Source organism: Oleiharenicola lentus (genome assembly GCF_051660365.1).
Classification (GTDB): Bacteria; Verrucomicrobiota; Verrucomicrobiia; order Opitutales; family Opitutaceae; genus Lacunisphaera; species Lacunisphaera lenta_A.
Map to the genome: position 1 here is coordinate 753,259 of NZ_JBOZXB010000001.1, position 22,674 is coordinate 775,932.

Sequence of the window (22,674 nt, forward strand, 5' to 3'; positions counted from 1 at the left end):
CATGACCAGTTTGCGCGATCGTCGCAAATCCCAGTCTAAATTGCAGCCGGTGCAACGCCGTCACCTGGTTGTTGCAAAGAGATTTTCCAATACGCCAAAATCGCACGCCCGTGTCCAGACGGTCGTGCCGGACATATAATATGACCAGTGAATGTCCGTTGAAACGGCCGGCGAGTCCTGCACGGTAGTAGGCACTCGGTCCGTCACGGCGCGGCCCCTGTCTCCACGCTCAACCATGCTATGCGGCTTCTGAACATTATTGCAACCTGCGGACTCCTGCTCGGCTGCCTCCGTCTCCCGGCGGCCCCTGCCGAGCAAATCCGGATCGTGGTATTCGGAGATTCGACCACCGCGCCCAGAAAAAACCTGATTGAATACGGCGCGCTGCTCGAAGCCGACCTCAACCAGCACCACGGCGGATCCATCCGGGTGATCAACGCCGGCGTCGGCGGCAACACCACCGAGAAGGCCGCCGCCCGCTTTCAACGCGACGTACTCGCTCAAAATCCCGCGCTGGTCGTGATTCAATTCGGCATCAACGATTCCACCGTTGACGTATGGAAAAAACCGCCCGCCGCCGCCTCGCGCGTGCCGGTGGCCCAGTATCGCCACAACCTGCGCAGCTTCGTCACGGCCTTGCAGGAGAGAAAAGTTCCCGTGATCTTGATGACACCCAATCCGCTCGCATGGACGGAAGGACTGAAAGCCAAGTACGGCCACGCGCCGTACCGTCCCGAGGATCCCGACGGGTTCAATGCGACTCTCTCCGCCTACGCCGAAGCCGTGCGGGAAATCGCCCGGGAGTCTGGAGTCCTTTTGATCGACGTCGACCACGCCCACCGGGATTTCGCGAAGACGTCGGCCACCCCGCTGCTCCTCGATGGCATGCACCCCAATCAGGAAGGCCATGCCCTGGTCGCCCGCCTCCTCGCGCGGGAAATCGGGCGTCACTCCCTCGTCGTTGCTCCGAACCACTCTTCCACACCATGATCCTCCGCCACGCTGCTTTGATTCTCCTCACCTGCCTTGCGTCCAACCTCGTCCCTGCGGCCGAGCCGCCGCCCGTCAAAAAAACGGCGCCCAAGGTGAAGACCGAACTGCTGGGCAAAGCCGTTCCGCTCCGCTTCGACCTGATGGGGCCGTTTATCAATCTCCCGGACGGCGGGGTATTGGCCGTGGACGGCAATGCCACGCGCACCTCGCACGACGACGGACAGACGTGGTCCAACCCCGTGCCGCTCTTTCCCGCGGAAGCCAACCTTGAATTAAGGCCGGAGCGGGCGCTCGTTTCGACCAAGCAGAATACCCTCGTCCTGGTCTTCATCGACAATAAGGATCGCGTTTGGCAGTGGGTGAAGGACGACCCGAATGTGCTGCAGAAAAACACCCTCAACGTCTGGGCCGTGCGGAGCGTCGACGGTGGTAAAACCTGGATTGACCTGCAAATGATCCAGCGCGGCTACTGCGGGGCGATCCGCGACATGATCGTCGCCGCCGACGGGCGCATCATCGTCACCTCCCAGCTGCTCCTGCCCGCCGTCGCACGCCATGCCACTGTCACCCATGTTTCCGTCGATGAAGGCCGGACCTGGAGAATCAGCAATGTGCTGGACGTGCTGGATACGCCCGGCGACCACTCCGGCGGATTCGAGCCCACCGTGATCGAACAGACGGATCACCGCTTTCGCCTGCTGATCCGTACGAATAGAAAAGTGTTCTGGCAGGCCTGGTCGACCGACGGGCTCGATTGGACCGGTTTGGAGCCCTCCCCGATTGAAGCTGCGCACGCCCCGGGTCTGATCAAACGCCTCCAGAGCGGACGCCAGGTGCTGGTCTGGAACGCGATCTTCGGAAATCGAAAACTCATCCATATCGCGTTTTCCGACGACGACGGCAAAACTTGGGGGGCACCCGTCCCGCTCGCCCGCGGCGCGCGCATTTCCTATCCCTATCTCTTGGAACGCCGTCCCGGCGAACTCTGGATCACTTCCATGCAGGGTGCGCTTCGCGCCGTCGCTCACGAGGCGGATTTCACGAAAGAATCTTCTGTGGCGCGCGTCAAATCGCTCCCGTGATGCACCTCGATTTTCCTCGCTCCTTCTGTACCAAACTGCTCCTCGGGGCAGTCCTACTCGGATCTCTCTTCGCTGCGGCCATAGCCGTCTCTCCTTCCCGTCCCCCTACCATGCCAGACAACGTCGCCAGTTCGACCTCACCTCAATGGCGGCAACTCCCGCCTTATTCGCAACCGCTCGGGGTCGCCGGAATTCTGGCCGGACAACATGGCGGAGTGCTCATCGCCGCGGGCGGGGCCAATTTCCCTGGCAAACCGCCTTGGGAAGGCGGCAAGAAAGTCTATTATGACGACATCTCCGTGCTGCGGCCGGGCGCGAGCGAGTGGCAGCCCGCCGGCCGGTTGCCGGAAGCGCGCGGCTACTCTGCCGTCGTGTCGACCGCCAGGGGCGTGCTGGTCATCGGCGGCGAAAATGCCGCGCGCACGTTCTCGGATTGCCTGCTTTTGCGTTGGACTGGAGATCGCGTTGTCATCGACCACGCCGCCGAACTCCCGTCACCGCTGACGAGTCCGGTCGCCGAAGTGCTGGCCGGAAAGGTTTATCTGGCCGGGGGCTACGGATCGGCCACCCCGCGCGAAAGCACCGCCACGTTTCTCTCGCTCGACCTCTCGACCGAAAAGAGCGGCTGGCAACCGCTGCCTGCCTGGCCAGGCCCCACGCGGGCGCAGGCCGTGATGGCGGCGGTCGACGATTCCGTGTTCCTCATCAGCGGTCTGGAACTCAAAAGCAGCGGTGCCGCGGGTTCTGCACCCCACTATTTGACCGATGCCTATCGCTACCGTCCCGGCAGCGGTTGGGAAAAACTGCCCGAGCTTCCGTGCTCGGTGGTCGCCGCGCCCTCGCCTGCGCCGACGACAACGTCGCCCGCCCGGGTTTTTGTTTTAGGCGGCGTCGACGGACGTCAGGTCGGCAAGTTGCCACGCGACGCGCGACTGCCCAACTCGATCCTCTGTTTCGATATCGTCAGCCATCAATGGCAGCGCGTGCCTGGCGTCTGGCCTGATCCGGTGGTGACGGTTCCCGCGGTCCGGTGGAATGACGCCTGGACCATTGTCTCCGGCGAAATCATGGCCGGCGTCCGCACCCCGAACACGTGGGAGTGGACTATTCCGAAGGAGCTCGCCCCGGTCACGACCCAGGCTTCCCCATGAGCGGCCCCTCTTCATTGGCGGCGCGGGCGTGGCTGACGGTGGGACTACTGTGGGTGGTGGGCTGTCTCAACTACCTCGATCGCGTCATGATCACCACGATGCGCGGTTCGATTCTCAAGGAGATTCCGATGACCGACGCGCAGTTCGGCCTGCTCACCACGGTGTTTCTGCTGGTGTACGCCGTACTCAGCCCGTTCGCCGGATTTCTGGCGGACCGCTTCAACCGCAGCCGCGTGATCATCATCAGTTTTCTGACGTGGTCGGCGGTCACGTGGCTGACGGCCCACGCCAAAACCTTCGAACAACTGCTGGCCACGCGTGCGCTTATGGGAATCAGCGAGGCCTGTTATATTCCCGCGGCTCTCGCGCTGATCGCCGACTATCATCGCACTACCACGCGGTCATTCGCCAACGGCGTGCACATGAGCGGCGTGATGGTGGGCAGCGGATTGGGCGGCCTCGGTGGATGGATTGCCGAACGGCACGGCTGGAGTCATGCGTTCACGCTCTTCGGCCAGCTGGGGATCGGCTTGGCGGTCGTGCTCATCTTTCTTCTCAAAGACCGGGCGGATCGTCCCGAGGTCGAGGAGACGACGGCCACCCCCTCACCCGTCAGGTTAACCGAAGCGCTGCGCAGTTTGCTGGGGGACCGCAATTTCCTGCTCGCACTGGTTTACTGGGGTCTGTTGGGCGCGAGCGCGTGGGCCGTGGTGGGCTGGATGCCCACCTACCTCAACGAGCAGTTCAATCTCAGTCAGGGCCAAGCAGGATTATCCGCCACCGGCTACCTCCAAGCCGCCGCGCTGGCGGGGGTGCTGCTGGGCGGCGCGTGGGCGGATCGCTGGAGCCGAAAGGACGCCCGCGGGCCCATCTACGTGGTGATGATCGGCCTCGCCCTGTCCGCGCCCAGCATTCTGGTGGTATCCGTGACCGAATCGCTCACGGTCGCGATTGTGGGCCTGGTGGTCTTCGGCCTCACCAAGGCGTTTGCCGATGCCAACATGATGCCAATCCTGACCCTGGTCGCCGACCGGCGCTACCGGGCCACGGGGTATGGGCTGCTCAATTTCTGCGCCTGCGTCATCGGCGGGGCGACCATCTATGTCGGAGGCTTGCTCCGCGACGCCAACGTGAGCGTGGTGAAAATATTCCAGTTCGGCGGCCTCAGTTTTTTCGTATCGCTCGCGATCCTGTTTTTACTGAAGCCGGGTTCACGCAAATCCTGACCCGCCCACGCAACTGCGGCTGAGCGGGCGGTGAACGCGCGGGCTTACTTCAGGATTTCGTGGAGCACCCGCCCCTCGACGTTTTTCATCTCAAGCCCCAGCAGCGCGGCGATCGTGGGGGCGACATCCACGTTGCGAATTTTCCCGAGCTTCACCCCCGCCTTAATGCCGGCACCCGATGCGACGAAGGTCGCGTACATTTTTGGCTGGTCGGGCAGATAGCCATGGGCGCCTTTGACCTGGCTCATCTCGGCCATGATCTCCAGCGACGGAATTCTCGGAGAAAACCCATACCCTTCCGCCGCGGACAGCATGAGATCGGGGGCGCGAGCATCTTCCGCTGCGGTCGCCAGGCCGATTTTTTTGATCGCACCCGCGTCGAGCACTTCAGCGACGCCCTCGATCGATTTGAACCTGGCCGCGAGATCGCGCGCCATTTGTTCACGGTGCTCGACGTCCGTGATATAGATCGCCGCCCCGCCGGTCATTGAAAGGAAGTGGGCGCGGCTCTCCACGATCCGATTGCCGGCGGTCTTGATCAGGCCGGCTTCCCGGAGGACCGCGTTCCCGTTGATCTGTTTCGAATAGTTAAAAAAACCGTGATCGGACACCACGATGAACGTGGCGCGCTCCGCAAGCCCCGCCGCTTCGGTCGCCGCCACCAATTCGCGGAGATAGTGATCCGCCAGATTAACCGCCCAGTCCGCTTCCGGCCGGTTGCGGCCATTGCGGTGTTGCAGCGCGTCCACCATGTCGAAGTGGATCAGCAGCAAATTCGGACGGTGGCGCTGCACCAGCTGGCTCGCCACCTGGGTGTGCATCCAGTCCCACAACGCCTTGCCCCCGACGTCGATTTCACCCCATTCCGTCTTACGCTGCAGCGAGATTCCCAGCGTGCGAAACAGGTCCTTCACTTCAGGCGTGGTGTAGCGCTCGAGCAGGTCGGCCTCGATCACGCAGGGCACCTGCCAGTCGAGGTGTTTGGCATTGCGGCTGCCCGGCCAGGCAATGCCCGCTGTCTTCAGGCCGGCCAGATGCGCGACATCGTACACCGTCGGCACCTTCACCATGTCCTCTTTGTCGAAGATCGGGTCCCAGATGAAGTTGACCTCCGCTTTTTTCGCGCGGTCGTAGTAAATATTCCCGAGCACCCCGTGCTTCGCGGGCGACACTCCCGTCACCATGCTCGTGTGGTTCGGCCACGTCACCGTGGGAAACACCGACACCATGCCTTCGGCCCGCGCGCCGCGCGCGGCGAGGGCTCGCAAAGTGGGCATGGCAACCGAGGGCGCTTCGAAATAATCGGACGGCAAGCCGTCGATGCTGACGACAATCACGACGGCATCGCGATTGACCGCGGATAGTTTCAAGGGCGAGGCCGACATCGCGAGCAAGATCAGACCGGCCGCGGCGGAGCGGAGACAGCAGTTGGGCAGGATTTTCATGGAAAAAGTTGCGGTGGAAATTACCAAGGCAGGGAAAAGGTTTTCACCGTGGTCATGAACTTCATGGCTTCAGCCACGCCTTCCTTGATGCCCAGGCCGCTATCCTTCACGCCGCCGAACGGCGAGAGCTCGAGCCGGAAGCCGGGGATTTCATTCACGTTCACCGTGCCCGCCCGGAGCCCTTTGATGACCCGGGTCGCCGCCGACAACGATTCGGTGACCACCCCGCTGGACAGCCCGTACGCGGTGGCGTTGGCCAGCGTGATCGCATCCTCAAGATCGCGAATGGAAAAAATCGGGGCCAGCGGTCCGAAGCACTCCCGCGTCGCGAGGCCTGCGGTGCGCGGCACGTTCCCCAGAATCGTGGGCTCCATCAAGGCGCCGTGACGCTTTCCGCCCAGCAGCACTTGGGCGCCGGCGGTCTCCGCTTCGCGCACCGCTGCTTCCAGTCCGATCGCCGACGCTTCGTCGATCACCGTGCCGACCGCGGTGGATTCGTCCGCCGGATCGCCCCAGCGGTAGTCCCGAGCCTTGGCCACAAAACGCTCCGTGAACTCACCCACGATGCGTTCATGCACCAGGATCCGGCGCACTGCGGTGCAGCGCTGGCCGCTGTTGCGAAAGCAGCCTTCGCCTGCCAACTGCGCCGCGAGGTCGAGGTTCGCATCCTCCAGCACGATCAGCGGCGAGTGCCCGCCGAGTTCCAGGCAGAGTTTTTTATAGCCGGCCGTCGCGGCGATTTCCTTCCCGATCGCGGCGCTGCCCGTGAAACTCACCAGTTCCACCCGCTCGTCGCGGATCAGCGGGCGGATGATTTCATCGAGTCCGCCCAGCACCACGCTCAACATCCAGCCCGGCAGGCCCGCCTCGTAAAGCAACTCGGCGAACTTCACCGCCGTCAGCGGCGTCTTGTCCGACGGCTTCAGGATCACCGGCACCCCCGCCGCCACTGCGGGGCCGAGTTTGTGCGCCACCTGGTTGAGCGGATGATTGAAGGGCGTGATCGCCGCCATCAGCGGCAGAGGCTCCCGCGTGGTGAAAATCTTTCGCGCCTTTCCCCCGGGCACGATGTCGCAGGAGAAGATCTGGCCGTCGTCCCGCAACGCTTCCGCCGCGGAAAACGACAGGACCGAACAGGCGCGATCGACCTCGTACCGGGTCTCGCGCAAGGCCAGGCCGGCTTCGCTGGTGATGATGCGCGCGAATTCCTCGCGGCGCTGGGCAAGCGCTTCGCGCGCCCGGCTCAGAATTGCCGCGCGTTCGAAACGGGCGAGCGGTTGGCCGGCGGCGAGGTGTGCGCAGATCGCGGTTTCGAGCTGGCGGCGGTCAATCGTCGTGACCGAACCGACAGCCGATTGGCTCCATGGACTGCGCACGATCACGCGCGGTCCGGTCGGGACCGCTTGGCCGGCGAGATAACTGGTTAGTTCGAGGGACATGAGAGATTCGCCTTGATGGCCACCCGCAACCATTCGCGGCGCTGGGTGAGCGCAACCGCTTCGGCGAGCTTTTCCAGCGGCAGCGGCGGGCTCACCAGCTTGTGGTAGGGATACGCGTCGCCCGTGCGGACAAGGAATTCGAGGGCTGCCGCCAGATCCGGCGGCGCGTAGTTGTGCACGCCGCGGATCGTGAGGCATTTTTTCACCACCGCCTCGCCGGTTAGCGCCAGCGTAGTCTCGCGGTGCACCATGCCGGCCCACACATAGCAGCCACCCGCACGCAGCATCGCAACCCCTTGGGGGATGACCGCCGCCGACCCCGCCACCTCGACCACCAAGTCGGCACCCGCGCCGCCGCTCGCCGTACGCACCTGTTCGGCCGCCGCGGGCCAGTTCGCCGGATCGGCGCGGAGCGGAATACCCCCGAACTCCCGCACCAGCGCCAGCCGTTGATCGCTGAGGTCGGTACAAAACACCCGCTTCACTCCCCGTTGCTGCAGCAGCGCGCAGGCATAGATCCCGAGCAGGCCCGCGCCCTGCACCACCGCGGTCTCGCAGTGCGCGGGAAGTTCGCTCAGCACGTTCACGACCGTCGCCAGGGCACAGTTCGCCGGCGCCACCCACGCATCCGGCAGTCCCTCCGGCACCACAAAGATGGCGGTGCCGCGACGCAGCAGGATGTGTGACGCGTAACACCCGTTCAGTCCTGAGCCGTCGAGCAGCGAAGCATGGCCGTACTTGAAAAGTTCGTCGCACTTCTGCGGCAACGCATGCACCCGGCAGGCCGGGCAACATCCGCAGCTGTCGGCCAGCGTCCAGGTGACGCGCAGGCCGGGCAGGATGCCTGCGCGCGCACTGGCCACGACCGTCCCGACCGCCTCATGGCCCAGCACGCTCGGCGTCGGGGCGCTGCGCCGGCCTTCGATCGTGTGGAGGTCCGAACCACAAATAGTGGCGAGGGAAATTTCCACCAGGACTTCATCCGGGCCGAGCCGCGTAGGCAAAGGGATCGAACGCAGCTCGAAGGGCTGGCCGGAACCGTGAAAGAGTTGGACCCGTGCGTGGCTCATCGGCGGATAAAGGAGGCGATGGCGGCGCTGCACGTCGCGAAGCAGGCGACGAGCGGAAACACCAGGGCGGTGTTCTCCATCCCGGGGGTCGCGCCGAAGGGATTATGCTGGATCGTCCACCCGATGAGCGGCTCCGCGAGTCCCGCCATGAGGTAGGCGAAACAGTTCATCACGCCCACCGCCGTGCCGGTGCGGGCGCGGCCGAGGAGATCGGGCGCCAGCGCCCAGAAAGTGGACTGCGGGCCGTAGGCAAAAAATCCGCACAGGAAAAGCAGCGGCAGAGCAAACCAGTGCCCCTTGGGCAGCAGGAACATCGCCCCGGCCGACAACGCCGCCAGCGCCATGAAACTCACGATGACCCCGGAACGACGCGCCTTGCAGAAGCGATCGGAAATCCAACCGCTGGTCACAGCGCCCAGCGCCATTCCCACCGGGAGCCCCACGCTAATCCATTTGCCGAAAAATCCGCTGGAAACTGTCGAACCCAGAAAATGCACCGGCACCCACACCAGCAATCCATACCGCGCCGCGTTCTGAAATCCAATGGCGAGGCCGGCAAGGATGAGCCGGCCGTTACCCAGGGCGGCGCGGTAGCGCTGCCACACGGTCTCACCGGCACACGGTGCCGTTTGCGCCTCGGCCGGTTTCTCGTCCTGCAGCGCGGCGAATCCCAGGTGCTCCGGTTTGTCCCGGGCAAAAAACCACACGACGAATCCTCCCAGCAACATCAGCGCCACGGGCAGCCGGAAAATCCAGCGCCACTCCAGGTGCAGGACGTCGAGCACCACCAGCGAGGTGATGTACGACAGCACCGAGGAAAGCCCTGCGGCCAGCACGAAGAACCCAAACGCCCGCCCCCGCTCGTGCGCGCCCCACCAGTTTGCGACGAGCCGGCTCCCCGGCGCCCACCCCATGCTCTGCGCTAGGCCGTTCGCGCCCCACGCTCCCAGCAGGCTTTTGAAACCGGTGCCGAAACTCGTGAGCCAGTTGAACCCGAACGACGCCACCGCCCCGGCCATCATCATGCGCCGCCCGCCAAATTTGTCGCCGAGGTTGCCGTTGATCATCTGCCCGGCGGCGTACGCCCACAACATGCACGCACTCACCCACCCGAGCATCTGCTTGCTCAGTCCCAGCTCCTGTTGGATGCCTGGGATCGCAAATCCGAAGGTCTGGCGGCCGGTGTAATAAAACAGGTAGCAGAACATCACCGCGCCGAGCATCCGGCGCTGGGCGCGGCGAAAGGACAGATCCGGCGCACCCGCGAAGGCTGAAGCAAATCCGGGCGGCGCGGCCGCAATCGGTGGAGTAGCCATGGGGTTACCGGCCACCGGGGCCGCCGTTGCAGGTGAATTCGAAGATGTCGAAGTTCCGCAAATCCCCGGAAGCCCGCGCCGCGTAGTTGGGGTTCACGGGTTCGCTGAGCAGGAACGGGACGATTTCCTCGTAGCGGCCGCCGTGCGAGCGCAGGCCATTCGTGACCGCGCGGAGATCGTGCCACTGCAGGGTCCGGCCCAGTACGGTGTCACGTCCGCTGGCCACCGCCAGGTCGCCCATCCGATCGGCCGGCAACTCCATCAGTCGGGCACCCGTGGCCCGTTCGTGCACCTCGGTGATCCCGGAACGTTGCAGCAACCATTCTTTGACGGCCGCCACGTCCAAGCCGGCCGGCAGATGGACCTGCGCAAATGAGCCCAGCGCCCCGTGGTGCGCCACGTAGGGATCGGTGATCGGCAGAATCACCCGGATGCCACCGCCAAAACGTTGCGTGAGCTCGGTCTCGAGAAAAATCACATTCGGCCGGCCGTTCGCGAGCTGCTTGGCGTTCATGCCGTGATCCGCCGTGACGCCGACCACCGCCCCGGCCGCCAGCAGGCGGCCGATCTCAGCGTCGATCGCGGCGTAAAACTCCAAGGCTCCTTCCGCCGCCGGTTCGTACTTGTGCTGGATGTAGTCCGTGGTGGACAGGTATAGAAAGTCCGCGCGCCCGGCCTTCAGCAGCGCCACGCCCGCCTTCAGCACATACACGCTCGCGTCGCCGCTGTAGATTGCGGGCGTGGGCCCGACCAGCGATTCGACATCGTCGATCCCGTGGGTCGCCGTCAGCGCCGCGCTCGCCTTCTCCGCCGAGAACGCGATGCCGCCTTCCGCGATCAATCCGCTGGCAAAAATATCGCGCAATTTTTCCTTGGCGGTCACCACGGCCACCTTCCGACCCGCGCGCTGCGCGTGCGGGAAAATGGTTTCGGCCCGCAGGAACTGCGCCGAATTCATCATGACCTCTTCGCCGTTTTCCGGATTTAAAAAGAAGTTGCCGCCAATGCCGTGCACGGACGGCGGGACGCCGGTGACGATGCAGGTGTTGTTCACGTTGGTGAAAGTCGGCATCGCCGCTCGGGCCAGCCCACGCCAGCCGTTGAGCGACAGCTTGAGCAGGTTGGGCATCAAGCCCCGGCTCATTGCCGCATCGAGGTACTCGTCCGCGGAGCCATCGAGGCAGATCACAGCCAGTGGGCGGGCAGGCGGAGTGAAACGACGGCCGTTTACGGTGAAGGTGGAACTGGAAATCATGGGAGGAAAAATTTTCTGAAAAATTCCTGCGCATCGCGCGTCGCTTGGCTTACCCGCCGCAAGCCATGAGGATGATCCCACGGGAGGCACCGGGTTTGGTCGGCGACGGCCAAATTGCGCAGTCAGCGCGAGTCCACCCGGACGCGTGCCTGCATCGACGCCAAACCTCTGGTAACAATTGATGACCGGCCCGGCGGCCGATCCGTGGCAATCGCCCGAGTCCCAGGACGCGCACGCAACTCCCTGCACGACCGGGCGGGAAGTCTGCGAGCAGGCCGGTGCCGAGACTGGTTCTTCGGTATCACCACGCCTCCGCGCTTGGCGGGTTCCTTCGGCCAGCTCAGGTTTGGGGAGTTGCCAGTGGGTTATTTGCATCCATGAAGACCTCCCTTCGATTCACCGCCCTAAATTCTATTCACCTGTCGCGCCGGCTTTTTTCCGCTATCCTAGGTTTGCTGCTGATCCACCCGGGCGTGTTCGCCGCCAACGTTCTGCTGATGGATGAAGATTTTTCCGGCGTGCCCGCAGTCGCTGCCGGTCCGCGGAATTTGCCCGCTGGATTTGGCCGCGCCGTGCATCCACTCCCCGCTGAGCTTGGACTCACCAATATCGGTGGGGTTAATTTTAAGGACGCCCGGTTTGGCGCGTTGCTTGACGCAAAGCAGTCGGCCTTGCTGCTGGAGGATCGCGACGCCACGAGCATGCCCTTTGTTCGTGCGGCCTGGAATCCGGCGGCGGTGACCACGCCGTTCGTTCGTGGCTGGCTTCGCATTTGTTTCATCCCGATCGAAGATCCGGCTCCGAGTCCGCTTAGCTACGTTCGGCCGCAGTTTTCCTTTCGTCTGCGCGGAACCGAAAACACCGGCGTGGTGAAATTCCAGGTAAACGGCACGCGGCTTTTTTTCCACGATCAAAGCTCCACGCCTGAAACCGGTTATCAGTTCGACCAAGCGGTCACCTTGAATGCGGTGAACGAGCTCCTCGTCTGGTTCGATTTTGACACCCGAGAGATCGAGGGCCGGCTCAACGGCGTGACCCTCACGCGCAGGGACACTCGGCCGGTGGCGGATCTCCGAACCGGGATCCTGCCCGCGACCGAGGCTCTGAGTGAACTGGAATTCTCCGTGGGTGACGTCGCCAGCCAGCAAACGGGCGTACTGGTGACAAAACTAGAACTGGTCCAGGGGGCGCGCCATCAGCTGACGAAGGGAAAATTCACCGTCACGGTTCCGCCGCGCCCAATCGGTGGACGTACCTTCGACGAGGCGCCGGCAAAAATGGCCATCAATTTTCCGCGCCTCCTCGCTGAGGCCGGTTACTATGGGCGCCGGGTGAAGCTCTCGAGCGTGGTCGTAACGCGCCCTGGCACCTCCACCGCGGCGCCATGCCGGTGGTACGACAACGACACGCCCGCCGATTTTCCCGCACACTTCAACGAGGATCTCGGCCGCCACGACCGCACGAGCAATGAGTTCCCGCCGACTTTGGTGACGGAGGCAGGCCACAACCTCGGCATGATCTACCCGGTGTTCGGCAACTCCGGCATCGGCACCCTGACTTGGCTGCACACGCAAACCGGTGACGCGACCAGCACCTATGAGATTCATTTTGAAACCGAGCTGTCTGGCTCGCCTCGCGTCGCGCCAGACGTGCTGGCCTTGGGCTGGGTCGGGGATGGCTCCACGCGATTTGACAGTCCGACGACCCGGACCATCGGGACGACCAATGTCCACGTGGCCGTCACGGATTGGAACGGCGACGGCCTGCAGGACATCGTTTACGGCGAAAGCGGCGGATTGCTTTTTGTCATGCTCAACCGCGGCACCGCCGCGAACCCGCAGTTCCCGGCGCATGATTACATCAGAAATGAAAACGGCGACCCGCTGTCGATCGGAGCGGGAGCCATGCCCGTGGTCGTCGATTGGGATGGAGACGGCGTCGAAGACCTACTGGTGGGCACCCACTACAACCGCATCGCTTATTTTAAAAACATCCTGACCAACTCGCAGCGGCGTTTCCGCTACGAAGGCTTGGTCAAGATCGGATCCCTACCGCTGGAGATTCCCTGGCTGCCCGTCACCGGATCGGACACTCTTTTCCGACGCGATTATTTTCCGACCCTGGAAGCCGTCGATTGGAACGGGGATAAGGTGAAGGACCTGCTCATCGGTGGAGTCGTCACCGGCCGGATTTTTTTCTATAGGAACCGCAGCGCCACGAACGCCGCGGTTCCGGTGCTGGTCGCGCCGGGTGATTCCTCGGTCGCGCCTCACTACGCGGGCATCCCGCTGAATGACGCGACCGGCACCCTCCGGCCGGGCAACCATGTCGGCGACTGGAACGCGGCTCCGACGGTGGCGGATGTCAACGGTGATGGACTCAAGGATCTAATCACCGGCCTGCGGCCGATGGACGGACAAAGTGGAAGTGATGCACCTTTCCTGCGCATTTTTATCAATCACGGAACAGCCACGACACCGGACCTGCGGGAAGGCGCTTTCAGTAGTTACTTCACCGGCTCCTTTCCGCCGATCCCCATCGCCGCGCCACGTCTCGCGGACATGAACCGCGACGGGAAGCTCGACCTCGTCGTCGGAGCCGGTCCGAACATTTATATTTTCATGAACACCGGGACGGCCTCGGCTCCCCGATGGACAGGAACAACGGAGCACCTTGCCACCGCGTGCGGGCCTGCCCGCCTGAACGGTCTCAACCCCGTGCAGCTCGTGGACCTGAATGGCGACAGCCAGCCTGACATCTACTCTGCGCACTATTTTTCACTGATGAAAGATCGCGCACTTTTTCCGAACCCCTACGCGTTTGAACCCCGCACCTCCGTGTACCAAACCGGCGTGGATCGGGCGGATTTCGTTCATCCCTCGGTGGCCAATCCCGTCCTCGGCACGCCGGGCAACCTGACGGCCAATACGACCTCCCGATTGCTCGACCTGGACGGCGACGGCAAACGGGATTTGCTTTTCGGCGACTGGGATGGACGCGTGTGGTTTCATCGGAACACCGGCCCCGCCTCCTCTCCTCCCTTTGCGTTCCAATCCGCCGGGGCTCCGTGTGTGCGGCGCGACCTTTCGGTCATCGACGTGGATCTGACCGGGGCCGAGTCGTTCGATCTCACTGACGCCGGCGCGCGCCCGGTGATTGCCGCGGCCGACTTCGATGGCGACAAACATCCGGATCTCATTCTGGGCGACACGTTCGGCAACGTGCGCTATTTCAAGGGCACCGGACTGCGGCACCAAGGCGCGCCGGTCTTTGAACGGGAGACTTGGATCATCCGAAGGCATTTTCCGACTCGCTCGCCCAAAGGTCCGCGGTTTCGACTCGCGCAGGTGGGCATCACGGACTGGAACGGGGACGGGAAACTGGATGTGGTTGTGAGCGCGGCATCCGCCGGGGCGAGCGCGGCGGCTGCAGCCGCCGCTCCCTATTATCCCGGCGGGGTGGAACTCTATCTCGGCGACGGGGCGGGCAGCTTTACCCTCACGAGTCATCCGGACCTGCCGTTCATTCCCGTTCCCGCCACCATCATGGTCGACCTCAACGGCGATGGCGGGCCGGATGACATCTTCATGAACAGCGTCGTCGGTTCAGTCTGGATTGAGCGTTCGTTCCTCGATGCCGGCTACGCGCATGGCACGGCAGCCAGCCCGTTGGAGCCCTACTAAAACCCAGGTCTCTCTTCGCCCGTGTAAAGCGCCCGCCGCGCGGGCGCAGCGATCAAGCCCCAGTCGCCGAGGGCGTGAACACCCGCGAGCGATGCACCATCTGGCTGGAGGCCTCGTCGATCGAAGCATGGGTCCCTGCCGCCACCGTGGCCAGTATCGCCGCGCCCAGGCACGCGCGCTCGCTACTGGCGGGCGCCACGATGGGAATCCCGATGACATCCGCCATCATCTGGAGCCATACGGGACTCCGCGAACCACCCCCCGTCGCAACGATCGCCTCGATTTTTTCCTCGCCGGCGATCTGGCTGACCAGCCGTCGATGCGCCTGCGAAATCTCTTCCATCAAATGGCGTATCGCGAGGCCGTGCGCCCGATCCCGAGGTTCAACCGGCGCAAGGCCATCAGCATGGCTCGCCAGCGCGATCAGCTGCTCGATGGAGTACGATGCGGCAAATCCGCGCCGGTAGTCTTCGAGCTGCCCTGCTCCGTTCGCGTCGAAGGCCAGCCGGAAAAAAACACCGGGCGAAAAATGGGGACCGTGAAAACAGCCTCCACCCGGGATGATATCCGGCACCAACTTCATCGCCGCGAGCGCCGTGCCGGTGGAAATGCTGACGGTGGCCAGCCGGCCGATTCCCGAACCCAACGCCGCGACATGGTGATCCAATCCGCCCACGGCAAACGGCACCCCGGGCGGCAGGCCGAGCAGATTCATCGCGTTCCTGCCGGTCGTTCCCGCCCAGGTGCCCGGGCGCAGCGGCTGCGAAAGCTGGTGCGCAGCGAGGCCCGCAACCTGTAGCGCGGCCGGCCACCAGTTTTCCGCTTTGAGATCATACAAGCCGAGGAGCGCCGCCGTGCTGGCATCGCCCGCCGTGTTTCCGGTCAGCGCAAAGGTCAGGTAATCTGAGATCGTCATGATCCGGCGGGCTTTAGCCCACACCTCCGGCTCATGCGCCTGAAACCAGTGATACTTCGCCACGGCGAACGCCTCCGAAAATTTTTCGAAGCCCACAGTCCGGCCAAAACCAGGCGTGTCACTCAACGCCACCAGCCGCCCGACCTGCCCCGCGGCCCGCTGGTCCGTCCACAGGATCAGGGGTGTCAGCGGTTGATCGCTCTCATCAAGCAGCAAAAAAGTATTCGCTTGGGAGGAGTAGGAAAGACCCGCAATCTCGGCGGGCTGAGCCTTGGCTTCGGCCAGGGCTTCCACGAGCCCGCGTCGCAGCGCCTGCCAGAACCAGCCGACGGGCAATTCGCGACGTCCTCCGGCAGAAGTCACCGCTTCCACCCCAATTCGGCTCAATCCTTTCAGCGCCCCGGTCGCGTCAAACACCCCGATCTTAAAATAGGAGGTACCGAGATCGATGCCAAGAAAGAGCGCCATGGAGGACCGGGATTATTTCAGAAGTTCGAGCGTCGCTTGCACCACCCGTTGACCGTTGGCGGGGGAGAACACCGCGTTGGTGGCTTCGTATAATTCCGCTGCTGCTGCCGCGGGAGTGACCACATAGCCCTGCAGTTCACCATTGGCGAAGGTGATCACAAAGGAATTCTTGCTGCGGGCTTTGATTGCGAGCGCATATTCCACAAAAAACTCGCCGGGCCACATCACAAATTTCCACTCCCCAAGTATGATCACCTGAATCTCCGCCGGCAGGCAGTTGCGCACGACCGCCGAAAGGCGCCCATCGCTCGCGGCCCTCGCCAACTCCACCGTCTCCTCCGCTCCGAACCAGTCGCACTCGGCGGTGCGCACCGCGGTCCGGGCTGCTTTTTCCTCCTGCAGTTTCTCGAATTTCTCCCGCGCGCGCCGGGCCTTTTCCAAGGCCAGCTCAACCGGCGGAAACGCGCGGGTCTCCAGCGGAAGGAACGCCGTGCGGGTTTCGATCGGCAGGCGCGACTGAAAGCTGATCGCGGGAATCGCCGCAGCAATCGAGCGGCCGAGGTTTTCGCCAAGGCGTTGAGCCTCGGCGAAGGTATTGGCCCGCGCCACGTGCCGCGGACTTTGATCGCCGCACGCGCCGCTGTGATAAAGAATCGAGCAGTTTTCAGGCAGCAGACCCGCGGTGCGCAGGTAGCGCCGCGTAAAATGGGGGAAATCCGCGCTGATCAAAGTCGAGTCCTCATGCAGCACCGTCGGGTGCATGCCATAGGCGACCATGCACGCAATCGGTTCCTGGCCGGCCAGTGAGCGTACCATCAGCACCGGGACTTCGCGATCCTCCGGGCCTTTCGGATCGTGGCGATTGGAGCCAACTCCTTCGGCCTGCGCCACCGCCAACCCAATTTCCGCCGGCACCGCGGTGCGCACCGCCGAACAGGCGGCCAGGATCATGCTCTCCGCCACAAAGGCCAGGTACGCCGGATCCACTTTGGGCACCGCCGGATCGGCGCCATTGCTCACATAATCGACCGTGATCGGGCCGGAATGCGTGTGCGTCGCGGTCACCGCGATCGAGCTAACGGGAATCCCCGTCTTAATGCTGATGCGGCGGCGTACATCCGCCGCCAGCGTCTTGCTCACAAAGATCAGGTCGTTCGCAATGAACAACGCGCACCCGTTTTCCCCGCGCAGATAAAGTGCGACCGATTCCAGCCGGTCGTGCGCTCCCGTGCTGAAGCGCTCGACGTGGGGATAGCCGAAAAGAAATACGCTGTCTTGGGGCGTTAGGTCTACGGTGGCGGCGCCGGCCTGCAGGACCTGTCCGGCGAAAGAAGAAGTCGTCATCCGGGTGGAGCGTGAAAATGAACGCCGGAATGTAAATGTTATTTTTTGTTCATTTGAGTATTTAATTGACAAATACTCCCAAACGCCGAATTCAAGCCCGCATGAAAAACCTCCCCTCCGCCGCGCGGAAAAACAAGATCCGCGAGCGTTTTTCCAGCCACCCCGGCGTGAGCATCTCCGAGCTGGCCCGCGAATTCGACGTCAGCGAAATGACGATTCGCCGCGACCTTACCTCGCTGGAAAAGGAGACCCATATCCAGCGCACCCATGGCGGGGCAGTCCTGACCGAGCGCATGATCCTCGAGTTCGATTACCGTGATCGCCGCGAACTCAACCGTGAGCACAAGCGCGCCATCGCCGAGGAAGCCCGCAAGTTGGTGGCGCCCGGCGACCGCCTCATCCTCGATACCGGCACCACCACTCTTGAGTTGGCCACCCTGCTGCGCGACGGCGTCAACCTGACGGTCATCACCCCCAGTCTCGCGGTGGCGTCCGAACTCCAGCACGCGCCCGGCGTCGAAGTGATTCTGCTGGGGGGCACGATCCGCCGTGGCAGCCCCGATCTCACCGGCCCGGCCACCGAACACTGCTTGGAACTTTTTTCAGCGGACATCGCCTTCCAGGGTGCCGACGGCATTGGCGCCGATGGAAAAATCTACAACTCGGATCTGCGCCTGGCCCGCGTCGACAAACTCATGCGCAAGGTCGCCAAGCGTTCCTGCATCCTCGCGGACCACACCAAGGTTGGCCAGACGGCCCTCGCCTGCTCGGGCACGCTCGCCGACGTCGACACCTTCATCACCACCAAGGGCATCCCCGCAGACACCCTGCGCCGCTTCGCCAAACTTTGCCCCCAAATCATCACAGTTTCCTCTCCTACATCATGACCACCTCCACCCTTTCTCACTTCGACACCCTGGAATGGGGCCACGTCGATCTTCAACGCGTGCCGCATCTCCCGGTGCCGCCCCCGGGCCCGAAATCCAAGCACTGGCACGAACGCTGCACCAAATATTTCAAGGGACTGAGCAGCCAGGTGAAACTGTTTCCCGTGAGCTTCGAGTCCGGCGCAGGCTGCGTGCTCAAAGACGTCGACGGCAACGAGTACATCGATTTCTCCTCCGGCATCTATGTGACCACGCTCGGCCACTGCCACCCGAAGATCACCGAAGGCATCGCGAAGGCCGCCTCGCAGTTGATGAACGCCCACGACTTCACCACCCCGATCAAGACCGAGCTCATGGAAAAGCTCGCCTCGATCCTCCCGGGTGACCTCACCGGTTTCCAGCTTTACGATTCCGGGACCGCCGCCGTCGAAGCGGGTATCCGCGTGCTGCGCGCCGCCTCCGGCAAGCACGAGACGGTGTCCTGCTTCAACGATTTCCACGGCAAAACCTACGGCGCTGTCTCGCTCGGGCACATCCGCTCCCACGTCTACGGCGCCGCGCGCGCGCCCGGCTCGCACATGGTGCCGCGCCCCGACGCCTATCGTCCGGTGTGGATCAAGCCCGATGGCACGATCGACACCGACGCCTACATCAAATTCTACGGCGAATACCTCGACAAGGCCACGATCGGCGCGGTCGCCGGTTTCGTGCTCGAGCCCATTCAGGGCTGGGGCGGCTCCGTCATGCCACCCGATGATTTCTTCCCGAAGCTGCGCAAGTTCTGCGACGACCGAAAAATCCTCCTTATGGCCGATGAGGTGCTCACGAGTTGGGGCCGCACCGGCAAGTTCCTCGCCATGGAGCACTGGGGCGTCGTCCCCGACGTCGTGACCATGGGCAAGGGCTTCGGCAACGGCTTCCCGGTCACCTGTGTCGCGGTGCGCGAAAAATACAAGGAGAGCTTCGAGAGCATTTCCGCTTCCTCCAGCTACGGCGGCAACCCGATGGCGTGCGCCGCGGCCCTCATCTCCACGCAGGTTATCGAAGAGGAAAACCTCCTCGAACACGCGACACACCTCGGAAACATCGCACTCGCCCGCATGGAAAAAATGAAGGCGCAGCACAAGATCGTCGGCGATGTACGTGCCAAGGGCTGCCTGATGGGCATCGAGCTCGTCAAAGATCGGATCACCAAGGAACCCTTCGACCAGGCCGGCACGCTCGTGTACCAAAAAGCTTTCCGCAAGGGTCTCGCATGGATTCCTGCGGGCCACATTCTCCGCATGAGCCCGCCGATCGTCATGGACGAGGCCACGCTCATGAAAGGCCTCGATCTCATCGACGAAGCCATCGGCGAAACCGCAAAGGAACTCGGCTACTAAGCGACCACCCCATGACCACCTATCGTCTCAACCGGCTCTTCAACCCGAAATCACGGCGTTGTTTCGACGTCGCAATCGATCACGGATTTTTCAACGAATTCAGCTTCCTCTCCGGCATCGAGAACATCGAAAAGTCGGTCGCCTCGGTTGTGGGCGCCGCGCCCGACGCCGTCCAGCTGAGCGTGGGCCAGGCGCGCCACTTGCAGAAAATTCCCGGTCGCTTCAAGCCATCGCTCGTGCTGCGGATCGATGTGGCCAACGTCTACGGCAAACAACTTCCGCGCAAACTCTACAGCCGCACGATCGAGGATCCCATTGAGCAGGCGCTCCGCCTCGATGCGGCCTGCATGTGCGTGAACCTCTTCCAGATTCCTGGCGAACCGGAAGTCGGCGAGCAATGCGTGGAAAATATCCTTCGCCTCAAGCCCGCGTGCGAACGCTACGGCATGCCGCTGATGATCGAGCCGCTGGTCTTTCAATCCAACGAGAAGGCCGGCGGCTACATGGTCGACGGCGATGAGAAAAAAATCATCCCACTCGTCCGCCAGGCCGCCGAACTCGGGGCCGACGTGATCAAGGCCGACCCGACCGACAACGTGAATCTCTATCACAAAGTCGTCGAAGCCGCGAGCGGCGTCCCGGTGCTGGTGCGCGGCGGCGGCAAAGTGAGCGACCGCGAAATCCTCCAGCGCACGCATGATCTCCTCGCTCAGGGAGTCGCCGGCATCGTCTACGGCCGCAACATTATCCAGCATGCGAAACCCGCCGCGATCACCAAAGCCCTCATGGCGGTCGTGCATGACGGCCTGAGTGTCGACGCCGCGTTCGAGTTGATTCAACAGGCATAAACCGGTCAGCCTGCGGCCACCATGAGTTCCCTCCTGATTCGCAACGCCTGCATCGTCGAGCCCGGGAAAAAAATTGCCCCGGGCGACCTGCTCGTGCGCGACGGCCGCATCGCCGCCTTCGGCGTCGTGGACAAAGACGCCGTGATCGGCACGCCCGTCGTGGAAGGCAACGGACGGCTCCTCACCCCCGGCCTGATCGACATCCATACCCACGGCATCAAGCACAGTCTCTACGAACGTGGCGTCGCGGATCTCCAAAGCGCCGCAGACTCCCTCGGCCAGTACGGGGTCACCACCGTTTTGCCCACGCTCATTCCGAAACTCACGGACGGGTGGTTCCAGCTGGTCGGCGAAATCATCACCGCGCTGCCGGGCATCAAATCGGTCAACATCCCTGGGTTGCATATCGAGGGCCCGTTCATGGCAGTGGGCGGTGCCGCCTGTCCGACGTTGTCCGGCGATCTCCCGCTGCTTGAACGCATTCTGGCGGCGACCGGCGACCGCCTCAGTGCGATGTCACTCAGCCCCGATGCACCCCACGTCCTTCCCGTGATCCAGCGACTGCGGGAAAAGAACATTCCCGTTTTCCTCACCCACACGCGGGCCGACGTCGAGCAGACCGAAGCGGCGCTCGAAGCCGGCGCGCGTCACGCCACCCATTTCTACGACGTATTTTATCCGCCTCACGAAACCGATCCCGGCGTGCGCCCGGTCGGTTGCGTGGAAGCCATTTTGGCGGACCCGCGCGCGACGGTGGACTTCATTGCGGACGGCGTGCACGTGCACCCCACCGCCATTCGTGCGGCGGTGGCCGCGAAGGGCTGGGCCGGTGTCCTGCTGATCACCGATTCCAATATCGGCGCCGGATTGCCGCCCGGGCTCCACGAAAGTCCTTGGGGATTCCAAATCCGCGTGTCCGCGGAAACCGCAGCGCGCCACGCTGAAAACAATTCTCTCGCGGGCAGCGCACTGACGATGGATCGCGGTATGGCTAATCTCCTTCGCTGGCTCCCCCTGCCCCGAGAACAGGTCTGGGCCATGGGCACGCTCAACCCCGCCACGTTGCTCAGCTTGGGCCGGAAAGGTCGCATCGAGATCGGCGCCGATGCCGACCTCGTGCTTTGGGAGAAAGATCTTCGTCCCGCCCGCACCTGGGTCGCGGGCCAACTCACTTATGAAAACTAAAGCGTCACAATTTACTTTCGCACCGGCGACCTTCATCCCGTTCCAGGATCGCAAGGTGCTCGAACGCGTCCGCAAGATCGGTCGGCGCGACATCACCAAGCACCGGAATCCCGATTTCCGCATCCGCATCGTCCCGGCCGCGGACTTCGAGTTCCTCTGGATTTCCGACATGTTCTTCCGGATCCAAAGCGCGATGGCCGCGGAAAAGCCGCTCGTGATGATCATGCCGAATCCCTGGCCGGGCTACGCAAAGCTCGCCGGGATGCTGAACCGCGCGCGCGTGAACTGCCGTCACCTGCACACGTTCAACATGGACGAATACGCGGACGAAAACGGCCGCATCGCACCTGAATCATGGGAGTTTGGTTTCGGCCATGCCTTCAAAAAATATTTCTGGGCCGAATTGGATCCGAAGCTTCGTCCGCCCGAGAAACAAGTCCACGGTTTTACGGACAAAAACCTGCCCGTTTACGGCCGGATGCTCGCAGACCTCGGCGGCGCTGATATCTGCTACAGCGGCCCCGGCTGGACCGGTCACCTCGCCTTCATCGAACCCGACGCCCCGGAATTCGCCGGCTCGCTGGAGGAATGGAAAAAAATGGGGCCGCGCATCTGCACGCTCAGTCCCTTCACCATCGCACAGAACTCTCTGCACGGGTGTTTCGGCATGAGCGGTGATTTGTGCGCCGTTCCGCCGAAAGCGGCGACGATCGGCCCGGCCGAGGTAATCGGTGCGAAGCATCGCATCGACATGCATGCCATCACCATCGGCGGTTCCTTTGCCTCGTGGCAGCGTCTGACCACTCGCCTTGTGCTCCATGGTCCCGTGACGCCGCTCGTCCCCGAGTCGATCCTGCAAACTTTGCGCACCGACGTGTGGGTCTCGGAATCAATCGCCGCCGAAATCGAGCCCCACTGGGAATACGGCTATTGATAATCTTCCAAGCGAAAGCTCATCCCGGCTTATCGCGACGCGGCAAGTCT

General features: G+C 63.2%; 17 protein-coding genes. 10 read left to right on the forward strand and 7 right to left on the reverse strand.

The genetic code is table 11. From position 1 onward, the window contains the following. Window positions 1–240: 240 nt before the first annotated feature. From ACRRQW_RS02805 to ACRRQW_RS02820, 4 genes are all read left to right on the forward strand, one after another. Window positions 241–990 carry an SGNH/GDSL hydrolase family protein gene (locus tag ACRRQW_RS02805; protein WP_438479735.1) on the forward strand — a complete coding sequence of 250 codons (750 nt, stop codon included), beginning with the start codon at window positions 241–243 and terminating at the stop codon, window positions 988–990. After that, the gene (locus ACRRQW_RS02810; RefSeq protein ID WP_438479736.1) at window positions 987–2,075 is read left to right on the forward strand and encodes a sialidase family protein; all 1,089 of its coding nucleotides are present in this window, start codon (window positions 987–989) and stop codon (window positions 2,073–2,075) included. Before ACRRQW_RS02805 ends, ACRRQW_RS02810 begins: the two co-directional genes overlap by 4 nt. Window positions 2,076–2,185: 110 nt before the next feature. Continuing rightward, a complete protein-coding gene (locus ACRRQW_RS02815; RefSeq protein WP_438479737.1) occupies window positions 2,186–3,226 on the forward strand; it encodes a hypothetical protein in 1,041 nt (346 codons plus the stop codon). Then, window positions 3,223–4,452 (forward strand): MFS transporter, encoded by a 1,230-nt coding sequence (locus ACRRQW_RS02820; RefSeq protein ID WP_438479738.1) that lies wholly within the window; start codon window positions 3,223–3,225, stop codon window positions 4,450–4,452. The genes ACRRQW_RS02815 and ACRRQW_RS02820 overlap by 4 nt, the downstream gene beginning before the upstream one ends. A gap of 44 nt (window positions 4,453–4,496) precedes the next feature. On the opposite strand, the gene ACRRQW_RS02825 is transcribed toward ACRRQW_RS02820, so the two are convergent. The 5 genes from ACRRQW_RS02825 to phnA all read right to left on the reverse strand — a co-directional run bounded on the left by ACRRQW_RS02825 (window position 4,497) and on the right by phnA (window position 10,977). After that, window positions 4,497–5,897, reverse strand: coding sequence for an alkaline phosphatase family protein (locus ACRRQW_RS02825; protein WP_438479739.1), 1,401 nt, complete (start codon window positions 5,895–5,897; stop codon window positions 4,497–4,499). A 20-nt stretch (window positions 5,898–5,917) separates the two neighbouring features. Further along, window positions 5,918–7,336: an aldehyde dehydrogenase family protein gene (locus ACRRQW_RS02830; RefSeq protein WP_438479740.1), complete on the reverse strand. Its 1,419-nt coding sequence runs from the start codon at window positions 7,334–7,336 to the stop codon at window positions 5,918–5,920. After that, window positions 7,321–8,406, reverse strand: a complete 1,086-nt coding sequence (locus ACRRQW_RS02835) for a zinc-binding dehydrogenase (RefSeq protein ID WP_438479741.1) — start codon at window positions 8,404–8,406, stop codon at window positions 7,321–7,323. The genes ACRRQW_RS02830 and ACRRQW_RS02835 overlap by 16 nt, the downstream gene beginning before the upstream one ends. After that, window positions 8,403–9,629, reverse strand: coding sequence for an MFS transporter (locus tag ACRRQW_RS02840; protein WP_438482337.1), 1,227 nt, complete (start codon window positions 9,627–9,629; stop codon window positions 8,403–8,405). Before ACRRQW_RS02840 ends, ACRRQW_RS02835 begins: the two co-directional genes overlap by 4 nt. Window positions 9,630–9,726: 97 nt before the next feature. Then, the gene (gene phnA / locus ACRRQW_RS02845; protein WP_438479742.1) at window positions 9,727–10,977 is read right to left on the reverse strand and encodes a phosphonoacetate hydrolase; all 1,251 of its coding nucleotides are present in this window, start codon (window positions 10,975–10,977) and stop codon (window positions 9,727–9,729) included. 377 nt (window positions 10,978–11,354) lie between these two features. Here phnA and ACRRQW_RS02850 point away from each other — a divergent pair, with 377 nt between their 5' ends. Beyond that, window positions 11,355–14,660, forward strand: a complete 3,306-nt coding sequence (locus tag ACRRQW_RS02850; protein WP_438479743.1) for an FG-GAP repeat domain-containing protein — start codon at window positions 11,355–11,357, stop codon at window positions 14,658–14,660. A gap of 52 nt (window positions 14,661–14,712) precedes the next feature. Here ACRRQW_RS02850 and ACRRQW_RS02855 read toward each other — a convergent pair whose 3' ends face one another. Both ACRRQW_RS02855 and ACRRQW_RS02860 read right to left on the reverse strand, forming a co-directional pair. Further along, window positions 14,713–16,044, reverse strand: a complete 1,332-nt coding sequence (locus tag ACRRQW_RS02855; RefSeq protein ID WP_438479744.1) for an FGGY-family carbohydrate kinase — start codon at window positions 16,042–16,044, stop codon at window positions 14,713–14,715. Window positions 16,045–16,056: 12 nt separating this feature from the next. Then, window positions 16,057–17,388, reverse strand: coding sequence for a hypothetical protein (locus ACRRQW_RS02860; protein WP_438479745.1), 1,332 nt, complete (start codon window positions 17,386–17,388; stop codon window positions 16,057–16,059). 101 nt (window positions 17,389–17,489) lie between these two features. Here ACRRQW_RS02860 and ACRRQW_RS02865 point away from each other — a divergent pair, with 101 nt between their 5' ends. From ACRRQW_RS02865 to ACRRQW_RS02885, 5 genes are read left to right on the forward strand one after another with little or no spacing between them, the layout of a single operon-like run. Continuing rightward, the gene (locus ACRRQW_RS02865) at window positions 17,490–18,275 is read left to right on the forward strand and encodes a DeoR/GlpR family DNA-binding transcription regulator (RefSeq protein ID WP_438479746.1); all 786 of its coding nucleotides are present in this window, start codon (window positions 17,490–17,492) and stop codon (window positions 18,273–18,275) included. After that, window positions 18,272–19,657 carry an aspartate aminotransferase family protein gene (locus ACRRQW_RS02870; protein WP_438479747.1) on the forward strand — a complete coding sequence of 462 codons (1,386 nt, stop codon included), beginning with the start codon at window positions 18,272–18,274 and terminating at the stop codon, window positions 19,655–19,657. Before ACRRQW_RS02865 ends, ACRRQW_RS02870 begins: the two co-directional genes overlap by 4 nt. A gap of 11 nt (window positions 19,658–19,668) precedes the next feature. Beyond that, complete coding sequence (locus ACRRQW_RS02875; protein WP_438479748.1) at window positions 19,669–20,505, forward strand: class I fructose-bisphosphate aldolase; 837 nt, start codon at window positions 19,669–19,671, stop codon at window positions 20,503–20,505. Window positions 20,506–20,526: 21 nt separating this feature from the next. Next, a complete protein-coding gene (locus tag ACRRQW_RS02880) occupies window positions 20,527–21,690 on the forward strand; it encodes an N-acetylglucosamine-6-phosphate deacetylase (protein ID WP_438479749.1) in 1,164 nt (387 codons plus the stop codon). After that, entirely contained in the window at window positions 21,680–22,624 is a 945-nt protein-coding gene (locus tag ACRRQW_RS02885; RefSeq protein WP_438479750.1) for a hypothetical protein, read from the forward strand. Before ACRRQW_RS02880 ends, ACRRQW_RS02885 begins: the two co-directional genes overlap by 11 nt. Window positions 22,625–22,674: the final 50 nt, after the last annotated feature.